9 protein-coding genes and 1 pseudogene are annotated in these 11,618 nt (G+C 45.0%); 7 read left to right on the plus strand and 3 right to left on the minus strand.

Features of this window, described 5'->3' with window-relative positions:
* From QUA25_RS20410 to QUA25_RS20430, 5 genes and pseudogenes are all read left to right on the plus strand, one after another.
* Positions 1-147 (plus strand): annotated as a pseudogene (locus QUA25_RS20410) (GTPase Era); the annotation flags it as partial.
* Between the two features lie 182 nt (positions 148-329).
* Complete coding sequence (locus tag QUA25_RS20415) at positions 330-1,880, plus strand: ATP-binding protein (RefSeq protein ID WP_333040913.1); 1,551 nt, start codon at positions 330-332, stop codon at positions 1,878-1,880.
* A gap of 237 nt (positions 1,881-2,117) precedes the next feature.
* Complete coding sequence (locus QUA25_RS20420; RefSeq protein WP_006634608.1) at positions 2,118-2,348, plus strand: DUF433 domain-containing protein; 231 nt, start codon at positions 2,118-2,120, stop codon at positions 2,346-2,348.
* Positions 2,345-2,677 carry a DUF5615 family PIN-like protein gene (locus QUA25_RS20425; protein ID WP_333040914.1) on the plus strand — a complete coding sequence of 111 codons (333 nt, stop codon included), beginning with the start codon at positions 2,345-2,347 and terminating at the stop codon, positions 2,675-2,677. Before QUA25_RS20420 ends, QUA25_RS20425 begins: the two co-directional genes overlap by 4 nt.
* Positions 2,678-2,800: 123 nt before the next feature.
* Entirely contained in the window at positions 2,801-3,634 is an 834-nt protein-coding gene (locus tag QUA25_RS20430; protein ID WP_333040916.1) for a hypothetical protein, read from the plus strand.
* Positions 3,635-4,359: 725 nt separating this feature from the next.
* Here QUA25_RS20430 and QUA25_RS20435 read toward each other — a convergent pair.
* From QUA25_RS20435 to petM, 3 genes are all read right to left on the minus strand, one after another.
* Complete coding sequence (locus QUA25_RS20435; RefSeq protein WP_333040918.1) at positions 4,360-5,277, minus strand: NAD(+) kinase; 918 nt, start codon at positions 5,275-5,277, stop codon at positions 4,360-4,362.
* Between the two features lies 1 nt (position 5,278).
* On the minus strand, positions 5,279-6,256 hold the full coding sequence (locus tag QUA25_RS20440) for an NmrA family NAD(P)-binding protein (protein ID WP_190657002.1): 978 nt from the start codon (positions 6,254-6,256) through the stop codon (positions 5,279-5,281).
* Between the two features lie 197 nt (positions 6,257-6,453).
* Positions 6,454-6,558 carry a cytochrome b6-f complex subunit PetM gene (gene petM, locus QUA25_RS20445; protein WP_333040919.1) on the minus strand — a complete coding sequence of 35 codons (105 nt, stop codon included), beginning with the start codon at positions 6,556-6,558 and terminating at the stop codon, positions 6,454-6,456.
* A 71-nt stretch (positions 6,559-6,629) separates the two neighbouring features.
* Here petM and pdxA point away from each other — a divergent pair, with 71 nt between their 5' ends.
* Together pdxA and QUA25_RS20455 are read left to right on the plus strand one after the other, a co-directional pair.
* Positions 6,630-7,727, plus strand: coding sequence for a 4-hydroxythreonine-4-phosphate dehydrogenase PdxA (gene pdxA / locus QUA25_RS20450; protein ID WP_333040920.1), 1,098 nt, complete (start codon positions 6,630-6,632; stop codon positions 7,725-7,727).
* Between the two features lie 120 nt (positions 7,728-7,847).
* Positions 7,848-11,459 (plus strand): OmpA family protein, encoded by a 3,612-nt coding sequence (locus QUA25_RS20455; RefSeq protein WP_333040921.1) that lies wholly within the window; start codon positions 7,848-7,850, stop codon positions 11,457-11,459.
* Positions 11,460-11,618: the final 159 nt, after the last annotated feature.

Below are 11,618 nucleotides of genomic sequence, written 5' to 3' on the forward strand. Positions count from 1 at the left end.
TTACAGTCGATCGGCAGTGCGGCGCGAGAACAGATTCAAAAGTTAATTGAGGGCAAAGTATATTGGGAGTTATTTGTCAAAGTGCAGCCGAAGTGGCGGCAGTCTCGCACTCGTTTAGCGGAATTGGGCTATCGGGTAGAAGAGTGAAACTTTGGCAGTTGGCAATTGGGGTTCTTCCGTTCTATGAATCAAGAATCGAGCAGGAATTTCGCTCTGAGAGAGTTTCATCGGGTGCGGAGAGTCGATACAAACCCCCGCTTAACAACTAGAACGCCATTCCAACAACACTACACTAAACTGAGAGCAGCCCCATTCGCCCCAGTTGACCTATGCCGCGTTGGTTCAATACTGCTGGCCCCTGCCGCGATGACATCCACTATCAGCTTCCTGCCACCCGTCGCCTCCCAAATTTAGAGCGACTGATTGCTCAGCAAAGCTATTTCGTCATCCATGCACCCCGGCAAGTGGGGAAAACCACCGCTATGCTGGCGTTAGCCAAACAACTCACCGAAAGCGGACAATACACCGCCGTCATGGTTTCGGCTGAAGTCGGCGCACCCTTCAGTCAAGATATCGGCGGTGCAGAAGAGGCCATTCTGGGCGCTTGGCGACGGGCGATATCGATTCGACTTCCCCCAGAATTGCAGCCGCCTGCTTGGCCCTCGTCGGAACCGGGACAGCAAATCGGCCATGTACTCAGCCTGTGGGCACAATCTTCTCCTCGTCCTTTAGTGGTTTTCATCGATGAAATTGACGCACTACAAGACCAAGCTTTGATTTCTATTCTGCGCCAATTACGCGATGGTTATCCCAATCGCCCGAAAGCGTTTCCGCAATCGGTGGGTTTAATTGGTTTGCGGGATGTTCGCGATTACAAAGTGGCTGCGGGGGGAAGCGATCGACTCCATACATCCAGTCCGTTTAATATTAAAGTGCGATCGATTACTCTGAGAGATTTTAATGCCTCAGAAGTCGCGGAACTCTACGCGCAACATACCGAAGATACCGGACAAGTTTTTACACCTGAAGCGGTAGCCTTAGCTTTTGAACTGACTCAGGGACAACCTTGGTTAGTGAATGCTTTAGCTAAGGAAATTGTAGAAGAATTAGTAACAGATGAATCTATAGAAATTACACCACAACATATTTTAGAATCCAAAGAAATTCTCATAAAACGACAAGATACGCATTTAGATAGTTTGGCAGAACGACTGCGAGAAAACCGAGTCAAAGCCATTATCGAGCCGATGCTAGCCGGACGAGAATTGGCAGAATCTTCTAATGACGATCGCCAATACCTCGTAGATTTGGGCTTGCTCAAACGAGATCCAGCCGGGGGTTTAGTCATCGCCAATCCGATTTATCGAGAAGTGTTGCCGCGAGTTTTGGCGCAAGGGCCGCAAGATAGTTTACCGATTATCCGTCCGAGTTGGTTGAACGATCGCGGCGAACTACTACCAGATGCACTCCTGCAAGCGTTTCTTGCGTTTTGGCTGCAACATGGCGAACCGTTACTCAAAAGTGCGTCTTATCCCGAAATTGCACCGCATTTGGTGTTGATGGCATTTCTGCATCGGGTGATTAATGGTGGGGGAACATTGGAGAGGGAATATGCGATCGGGCGCGATCGCATGGATTTATGTTTGCGTTATGGTGAAGTCACATTGGGCATTGAACTGAAGGTTTGGCGGACTCGGAAAGTCGATCCGTTGAGTAAAGGGTTGGAACAGTTGGATGGATATTTGGCTCGATTAGGACAAGATTCGGGTTGGTTGGTGATATTCGATCGCCGCGAGAATGCACCCGAATTAGAAGAACGACTGAATACTGAAATTCATCTGACACCAATGGGGCGAACGGTTACAGTTATTCGTGCGTGAAGAAGTTCTGATAAATGTTTTGGTTCTGGCGATCGTCGATGGTGTGCGATCGACTCTAATCTAAAATATAATTAAGAAGGAGTTGACATACACGATCGAACTGCGGTATTGCTCGATTATATCCAGTATTGTACCGCAACTGCAATACAATTATTCGATCGCGCACCCATGTAACAAGCTAGTATATCTAATCTTTTCGCCAAACCTCAAACCAGGAGATTCTCAAAAATTCCCACTATGAACTACCGAAACCATATCACGATCGAAGCCAATAAACGCGGTGGTAAGCCTTGTGTGCGCGGCTTGCGAATTACGGTTTATGAAGTGCTTGAGTACCTGGCTTCCGAGATGACCGAAGCAGAAATTCTCGACGATTTTCCCGATTTGACGCGAGAAGATTTAAAAGCCTGCATAGCTTATGCTGCTGACCGCGAGCGTCGGTTTATGACCGCCACCTTATCGGCATGAAATTACTCTTTGATGAAAACTTGTCGCCCAAGTTGCCGAATCGTTTGAGCAATATTTTCCCAAATTCGCTTCATGTTCGAGATGTGGGCATGAAAGCAACGATCGACCCAATAGTTTGGGATTATGCAAAAGACAATAATTTGATGATTGTCTCGAAAGACGCGGATATGCACGACCTGAGCTTAGTATTTGGGAATCCCCCGAAAGTTATTTGGCTTCGCCTGGGAAACAGTTCGACATTGCAAATTGAAAATTTGCTGCGTCGGAATTTTAACGCCATCGAATTATTTTATGAAGACGAGAATTTATCGCTGCTTGCTTTATCGTAATTGTACCGCAACTGCGCTCTAATTATAAGTTAGCTTGCCAGCCCAGTCATACTCCAACTCTTACAACTCTGCCTAGTTCCTATAAAGAATCTGAATAATTTCCCTAACTTTGTTTGCTAGTATATGTCTGATAAAATGATTCCTGTCTGTGCCTTTTGTAAAAGACAAAGCCCTTTAACCAAAGAGCATTTGTTTCCTAAGTCATTACTTAACCACAAAAAGGTTGAACGCAATCCAGCTCGTAGTAAGAGGTTCTTAGCAAAAATCAATAAATTTGTGGATGGAGAGCAAACTATTAAAGATGTATGTGCTGTTTGCAATAATGGAGTTCTGTCAAATCTAGATGGTTATTTTAACGAGATTTACAAGAGATATATATGTAACTATGTGGCTTTGGGGCAGTCCAAGAGGTTTACATACGATTTTGACAGGCTCGCTCGCTGGTTACTCAAAATCTCATACAACGTTGCTCGCGTCCATGACTCACCCGACAAATCTAGTTTAGACAAATGCGTAGACTTTATTCTTCATGGTAAACCAAAGCCAAAAGGCTTAAGTATTTTCTTATTACTTGTAACTCCTCACAAAATCCAAGATCCGATGGTATTGCGACCTTCATTACGAGATATTAAAGAGATCAAGCCAGATGTCTTAAGAGCCACACGAGGTGATATCTATTCACCCAATCCAGGGAAAATAATATTCCGAATTGTACATATCAATTCTTATTTTTTTTTATGTTTAGTACCCGATCAAGAATCTTACCGAGCAGCCCAATGGTATCGAGATTTGAAAGGTATCAAAAAACGTTATCCAGGAATTTATCAATTAAGATCGAACGATAAAAATGCTAACGAAACAAGTGTAAATGTTAAAGGTGCTGTTGATATCATTAAGATGTTTGAAGACTATAGCCCATCAGCAAACTTGGAGGACATTTTCGATCTAATTGAATGAAAGAGCAGCCCAACACATTCCCTGAGCTTCACTGATTCAAGTTAGAATATGAAAGGATACTTCTACCGTTATGTCTACCCATAATCCCGTTTCACACTGACTGTACAGAGTCTTTTCATTAGACATCTTCAATAATTCCCAATCTCTTGCCCCGCTTGGTTTCTAGGTGCCGGCATCGGAGGAGCCGGCACTTAGAAACGAAGGCTTGAATAAAGGTTGCAACGGTTTCTCGACAAGAACTAGCCAATTTTATGACCTAAGTTTTACCATTTTTTTTCGAGTTTGTAGGAACTTTTAGTAACACATAACGATCGCACCTATTCGCCACCTTATTAATCCGCATACTACCAGAATTACTGTCGCGTAATTTTTCGCCTTTATGGGAGATGTCTATTTAGTTCGAGAGGTTTTTGCGTCGGGTGAAGTGGGTCGTTAGCTCGCTCCACAACTAGCTTCTGCATTGGTTGTTGAGAGCGATCGACATTGTTTGAGCAGTCCCAGAACCTGCGGGAAGAGAACTTAGTGAGAGCGATCGGTGGTATAGCCCCAGTAGGTGTGGGAGGAGAGGTGTCGTGAGAGCGATCGATGAAGAGTTAGAAGTTCCAGAACCGATCGGACGTAGCATAGTTGAAAAAAATGGACTTGATATGATATCTACGAGCAAGCCAACTGGTTGAGCCAACAATCCCCGTACCTCGATCGTCGGGGAGTGTCAACAACAACTATCAAGGCAACTCAACGGAACTCGGTTTAGCAATGTGAGGCAAACCCCAGCCCAATTTTTCCCGCAAAATGTGGAAAAACTCAAAAGATTGCACGCGAATAAACCGGGCTTGGTACGGAGCTCGCTCGACTTGCACCCAATCTTCAGGCAGAACATAACATCCGCCGTTCCCGTCTACCACCATTACCAGGCGGGTGGGACTCGCCGGCAAAATCTTGACAGGCTCGGTGTTGGAAAACACCAAAGCCCGCGAAGCCATTGAATGCGGGCAAATAGGCAGCAACTGCAACACCGGCACTCCCGGAATGATCACAGGCCCACCGGCAGAAAGGGCGTAAGCTGTCGATCCTGTGGGAGTCGCGATGATGACTCCATCTGCGGCAATGTCAATAGAGGCGTGCTGACCGATCGCCACTTCAAAATGACACATACAAGTCAGCGGTTCCCGGTGCAGCACCATTTCATTGAGACAAAGAGCTTCCCAGAGGCAGTCGTTTTCTCGAAACAGCCGCACCGCCAGCATCGATCTTTCTTCTATTTCGTATTCTCCGGCAATTACCTTTTCCAAAGCTTGCGGCAGCAAGTTCAGGTAAGTTTCTGTTAAAAAGCCCATGTGACCGGTATTGACAGTCAGCAGCGGCACTCCAATCGGAGCAACTTGGCGAAATGCCGACAGCACCGTACCGTCGCCGCCCAAAACCACTGCAAACTCCATGTCGCTGTCAAAACCGGGGGGGACGAGTTGTTCGATCTGAGTGTGGCACAGGGGGCGATCGGGGCTAGAATAGCCCAGAATTCCTCCGGAACCAGAAACCGAGCAAACCTCCCAGCCGCGGGCAGTCAGCTTATCTTCCAACTCTGCGGCGATGCGACAAGCCACAGGTTTAACGTCGTTGTATATAATCCCAGCTTTCGGCACTTTAAAATGTAAAGGGCATTTTTTGTTTACTCCGTTTTTTAGTTTTAAGCTGCTCGTACTCTATTTCCTTGAGCTTCTTCATAATCAGATTAAAGTATTCTTCGAGATAAGATTCCAAAGTAGTAGTTTCTTTGGGGTCGATTCCGAAGACACTGTAAACATCATCCATCGGAGCTTTCAAGGGTTTTCCGGCTGCCAAAACTTCTGAAAAAGCCAATCTGTCAGCTACGTTCCAACTCCACTGAAAGAACTTAGCAAATTGACGAGTAGCCTTCAACAAGGCGTCTGGGGTGCGCGTAATTTTAGCTTGCTTCCCTGACAGCCGTTCGCACAACCGCACGATTTCGTCAGCATCCCAAGCGCGATTTCCCACCACCGGAAAGCTTTTTTTCTCGGTTTCAGGAACGGAAAGGGCGCGGACGGCAAATTTAGCAACGTCCTGAGTGTTCATGTAGGCAAGGGCGGATGGCTTGTTGGGCAGCCAGACTGCCTGATTGTCCAAAATCGGCATTGCATACAGGCTCAGCAGTCCTTGCAAAAAGCCGCAAGGTCTCAAGATTGTGTAGTCTAAACCGGATTCTGCTAAAAACAGTTCGGTACAACGCTTGATTTCCAACAAGGGGACTTGGGGATATTTCTCAGCGTCGAGAAAGGAAAAGAATATGTAACGCTTGATGCCTGCTGCTGCTGCTGCTTGGATCAGCGATACTTTTCCGTCCCAGTCTACTCTTTTGATGCTGACAGAATCGGCTGCACTGGCTGTTGCTGCATCGATAATAGCACTGACGCCTTCTAGGGCCGGAGGCAGACTGTCTGGCTGGCAAAGGTTCCCCGGTACGAGTTCAGCGCCCCATTCTTTCAAAAATGCAGCTTTTCTGTAACTTCTGACTAAACAGCGCACCTGGTAGCCCTCGTCTAGGGCGCGGCGGGCTATCTGGCGGCCGAGAGTGCCGGTGGCACCTAAAATCAATAAAGTCATCTAGGGATTAATTATGAATCTTAAACTTTCAATAAGATGGTATCAGGTTTTTGTTAAGTTTTTTATAAAAACTTAACAAAAACCTGAATTTTTCTCATTTTAGGCTTGAGATATTCGGCAGAAGGCTGGCTTTAGGCAGCAAGTAGACTCTAGAAGGCAGAAGGTAGAAGGCTTCTGAAGGATTGGTTGAAAAAAACTTATTCTTCGCCGCCTTGCAATTTGAGCAGGAGGAAGCCTCCAGCTATACCCACGAAAATTAGGGAAAAGGACAAAAAGGCTGCATTGAAAATTTCAGGATTCATGGTTTTGATATGTCCAATTGGGCGATCGCATTAAATAAAGATAATATAATTTGGGGCAACCAGGTACATGAATGCTAAAATTTCAGTGCCGAAATTGCTGTATTTTCTTGGAGAAAACTGCCTTGAGTCTCGATCGGGAATCACAACTAGCTGTAACTCTTGGAGATCCGGCGGGAATTGGACCGGAAGTGATTCTCAAGGCATTGGCCGATCCCGCTGCTGGCTTGATGGCAACGGTTATAGGCTCTAGGAGAGTTTTGCAGCAAACTTACGATAAGTTGCGATCGAGCAATCCAGCAGCAGAAGCGGCAAATCCCGAAACATTAAACATTATTGATATCGAACCAGACAGCAAGTGGGGCGAAATTGTCCCCGGTGTCGGGAGTGCAGCTAGCGGGGCGGCTAGCTTTGCTTACATGGAAAGTGCGATCGCCCGTACCATCGCCGGCGAATTCTCCGCCATCGTGACAGGCCCGATTTCCAAAACTTGCTGGCAGGCGGCCGGTTACAATTATCCCGGACAAACAGAACTCCTCGCAGAAAGAGCAAAATCGCAGCGATTCGGAATGCTGTTTGCCGCCACATCTCCACACAGTGGCTGGACGTTGGTAACTTTACTCGCTACCACACATATTTCCCTGCGTCAAGTCCCCGATGCGTTGAGTCCCGAATTACTGAGTGAAAAACTAGAATTACTGATAAACTGTTTGCGGGAAGATTTTGGGCTGGAAAGACCGAAAATTGCGATTTCTGGCTTAAATCCTCACAGCGGCGAAAACGGCAAACTGGGAAATGAAGAGCAAGACTGGATGATACCTTGGTTGGAAACGCAGCGCGATCGCTTTCCTCAAGTGCAGTTAGACGGGCCAGTCCCCCCTGATACCCTGTGGGTAAAACCGGCTAAAGTTTGGTACGGTTTAGCCAAGGAAGCTCACGACGGTTACTTGGCAATGTACCACGACCAGGGGTTGATTCCAGTAAAATTGATGGCTTTTGATAAAGCAGTCAACACTACAATTGGCTTGCCTTTTGTCCGCACCTCTCCGGATCACGGCACAGCTTTTGATATTGTAGGTCAGGGGATTGCGGATGCCTCCAGCATGAAGGCAGCATTGCATTTGGCGGCCCAGTTGGCTAGTCGCAGAAGAGCAGTTAAAATAAGGCGATAGCTTTAGTACGCCTGACGCTTGGAAAAATTGTGTCATTCCTATTGATTTTCGCTGGGGTGAGGCGACAAGCAAGCTGGTAATTTCCTTCGGTCGATTAAAATTACGTTTGGGTAGGGCAGTATGGCAGCATCAAATGACAATTCAGGGAAAATATATCAGTCAGAAAAAGAGGTTTCTGATGCAACTATAGCAAGTTCTAAAGCTGGAGAGCAACTTCAGGAATTGCTAACCATACTGACTGAATTCCAGTTATTAAAGAAATCAAAAAAAGAACCAAGCGAGCTGAAGTTACCGCTTGCGGAAAAGTCTGTGCAGCGATTAGAGGATGAGGAAAATCGGCGCAAACAATTGTCTTTCCTGATCGAACCACCGAGTCTTGTACCGGAAGTATTAACTAACGATGAAGAGATCCCCTCTCAAAGACGAGAAAAAAGTAATGAAGAACACGATTTATCTATAACAGCGAAGGTAGCAAAAAATTATCGACCCTCTGAGGAAGAGTTAGAACAAGCAGTAGAGGAGTTTAAGCGGTTGCAACAACTGCTATTTGAAAGGGATTTACCGGAATTTTACAGTAATGTTTTGAGCGTGGAACAAAGGTTAGAAAATTTTGAGAAGTTGATGTCTGAACCTCAAGAGTTGATGACTTTACTGAGACCGTTAATTCCTGAGTTAGTGAGAGATGAATTAGAGGGGTTGAAGTCGGAATTAAAAAATGCGATCGAACTCGCTAGCAGCGATCAAATTAATCAGCTAGAATTGCAGAGCAAAATAGCTGATTTGGAAAATAAAATTGCTAACTTCAACCAGCAGCAACTGCCGAACTCAGAACAGTTAATGCAAAGGGTGATGTTGGTGGTGGGCGAGCTGCTAAAGCGTAAGGTAGAGGAGTCTAAGTTAGAGGTAGCTTCGGCGATCGCACCAAAAGTCAATCAAGTAATTCACAATCAAAACGGACTTGAAGAACAGGTAGTAAGAATTGAAGATAGAGTTGCGAATATTCAGCAGCGTTACCAGCAGCAACCGGAAGATTTAATCAAGCAGCTAGTACCAGTAGTTAGCGAATTGCTAAACCGCAAAATTAGTGAATTAAAAGCAGAGATTGTAGAAGCTGTTACCCCTTCAGTACAGGTAAGAATAGCTTGGGTAGAAATAGAAGAAAAAGTATTGAGCATTATCGAACGCCGACTGGCTACACAACAGTCGCCAATTCAGAAGCCAGAAGAGATAATGGCGATGCTAATGCCCGCAATAACTGATTTGCTGAATCAGAAACTCGATGAATCAAAATTACAAGTAGCAGCGACGATCGAACCTTTGATAGAATCAGCAATTCTTCAAAGAGAAGTTCAAGGAAAATTGAGCGATGTAGAAAGTAGACTAAATAATCTTCAGCGACAGCAAAAAACTCAACCGGAAGATATAATGGCAAGGTTAATGCCGTTAATGATAGACTCGCTGAACCGGAAAATCGAGGAGACAAAGTTAGAGGTGAGAGAGGCGATCGCACCTGGTGTCAACATGGCTCTTCAAAACAGCGGTATTGCAGCACAAATATTAAATAATGAAACTAAGATTGTAGAAGTTCAGCAGCAAGTTTTAGCCGAGATAGAAGGGTTGATGGCAAGAATAATGCCAGTGATTGTGGAAATGCTGTCTCGAAACATCGGACAAGCAAAGCTAGAGATAGAATCTGCGATTGCCCCTGCTGTCGATGCCATCATTCAGAATAAAAGGATCGATCAAAGACTTGGGAAGATCGAACAACAGATTGTGGCGATCGAACACCGGATTTACGAATCGACAGACTTGTTTACAGATTTACTGAAACCTTTGATTGACGAGCTGATGGTTAGCCATCACGCCCAACTGCAAAAGTCTGTCATCGAATCTATTTTACCCTTGTTAGATGAAGTTGTAAGTTATAATTACAGACTCAACGATAAAGTAGGGGAACTCGATCGCAAAATTACTGATGCTGAATGGGGAGGCGATCGGGAAGAATTACTTGCCAGAATTAAAGTCATCTTTCCCGAAATGATGATCCAAACAATTAATGAGTCTAGAAAATCATTTGTCGAAACCATAGCTCCGATAATTGATGAAATAATTAATACGAAAAGCCGAGAAAATAGACAATCAATGGGAGTAGCCATATCGCCGGCTCTGACTGTGGGAATCAGCCACAGAATCAGTGAATCGCCCGATGAAATTGCCATGGCGATCGCGCCGGAAATGGCCACCGCTATCAAACAGCAAATTCATCTCAAGCGAGAAGCAATGTCGGATGCACTTTATCCGATCATCGGCAGCACGATTTTAAAATACATCGCCGAGATGATGCGGGAGATTAATGAAAAACTAGAATCAGCTTTAAGTCCAGAGGGAATTAGTCGCAAAATTAAAGCCAAATTACAGGGAATTTCTGAAGCAGAATTGCTGATAAAAGAAACAACACCAATGAGTGTTAAAGCTGTGTTTTTAATTCAAACACAATCGGGCTTAGTAATTTCAGCAGTGCAGAAGTCTGAACGCGAACAGCTAGAATCAGATATGGTAGCGGGGATGCTGACTGCTATTCGGGCTTTTGTCAACGATTGCATCTCTCAGTCGGGAAATATTGCAGAAATTGATGCAATAGAATACGGCACATCTACAATCGTATTGGAAGTAGCGGGTTCGTGTTATCTAGCAGTAGTGATGCAAGGAGAAACCCGCCAGTGGTTTAAGTACAAAATGCGAGCGATATTCAACAATATTATTCAAGAATACGGAGATCAAATTCAGTCATTTAACGGCGATCCAGCAACGGTACCACCCGAAGTAAACTCGAAATTGCAAAAATTAATCGATACAGAGGTAAAAGTTAAATCTCCTAAACGGCCAATTTTACCCATTATCGGGTTGGCAGCGTTAGGTTTAATTGGCGTACCTTGGGGAATTCATCAATACCGCAGCGCAGTTGAAGCGAGCTTAGAAGCAGATACGAATTTAGCATTACAATCTGCTCCAGAGTTATCGGTTTATCGTATCGCGGCAGATGTTAAAGATAAATTATTGCAGATTTCGGGACGAGTGCCGAATCAAAATCTGCGATTGAAAGCGGAAAAAATCGCTCAGCAAGTGGCTCCACAATCAAGAATTGAAAATAAAATTATAGCCGTTGAAGTACCTCCCGATCCAGTTTTAGTCGAAGCCGATGTCAAGCGGACGGCAGCTCTTTTGAATAAAGTAGAAAGCATTAATATCTCGGCTCGCTATGCAGAGGGAAAAGTCGCCGTTGCAGGCAGCGTAAGCAAAGTGCCAGATGCTCAGAAAATAACTCAAGCTTTTGAGAAAATTCCGGGGGTAAAGTCCGTAACAAATACAGTGATAATAGGAACTCCACCGCCGCCAAAGATAATAATGCCAGTTCGCGTGTATTTCGGTGCAGGTTCGGCAAGTTTGGAGGCGAAAGATGTGGCACAAAAGCTTAGTAAAGTCAAGGAATATATGGAGAAAAACCGCACGAAGAATTTAAGGATAGTTGGCTACAGCGATTTTAAAAGCACTCCGGTAGAAAATCAAAAGTTGGCACTGGAAAGGGCGACAAATGTGAAAAATATTTTGGTTAGACAAGGGATAAATGGCAACAGAATACAAGTTGCTTCTACGAAGGGTCGTCCGGAAGGTGTGGAGGCAAATCAACCGCTGTGGTTGAGCAGATTGGTAGTATTTGAGGTGATAAATTAAAATTGGGAATTGGGCATCGGGCATCGGGCATTGGGCATGGTTAATGGGGAATTTTCCCTAATGACTAATGACTAATGACTAATGACTGTAGTTTAGACTAACCAAAGATGAGAACGGTGGCAAAAGAAGAACTAGAGCCACCGCGCCAGGAGAGAATGA

The organism is Microcoleus sp. Pol17C6, from assembly GCF_036701145.1.
In the GTDB taxonomy this organism is placed as follows: Bacteria; Cyanobacteriota; Cyanobacteriia; order Cyanobacteriales; family Microcoleaceae; genus Microcoleus.

Excerpts from the sequence above, each read along its gene's own strand:
- QUA25_RS20455 (WP_333040921.1), top strand. The coding sequence starts at position 7,848 with ATGGCAGCATCAAATGACAATTCAGGGAAAATATATCAGTCAGAAAAA.
- pdxA (WP_333040920.1), top strand. The coding sequence starts at position 6,630 with ATGCTAAAATTTCAGTGCCGAAATTGCTGTATTTTCTTGGAGAAAACT.
- QUA25_RS20440 (WP_190657002.1), bottom strand. The coding sequence starts at position 6,256 with ATGACTTTATTGATTTTAGGTGCCACCGGCACTCTCGGCCGCCAGATA.
- QUA25_RS20430 (WP_333040916.1), top strand. The coding sequence starts at position 2,801 with ATGTCTGATAAAATGATTCCTGTCTGTGCCTTTTGTAAAAGACAAAGC.
- petM (WP_333040919.1), bottom strand. The coding sequence starts at position 6,558 with ATGAATCCTGAAATTTTCAATGCAGCCTTTTTGTCCTTTTCCCTAATT.
- QUA25_RS20425 (WP_333040914.1), top strand. The coding sequence starts at position 2,345 with ATGAAATTACTCTTTGATGAAAACTTGTCGCCCAAGTTGCCGAATCGT.
- QUA25_RS20415 (WP_333040913.1), top strand. The coding sequence starts at position 330 with ATGCCGCGTTGGTTCAATACTGCTGGCCCCTGCCGCGATGACATCCAC.
- QUA25_RS20420 (WP_006634608.1), top strand. The coding sequence starts at position 2,118 with ATGAACTACCGAAACCATATCACGATCGAAGCCAATAAACGCGGTGGT.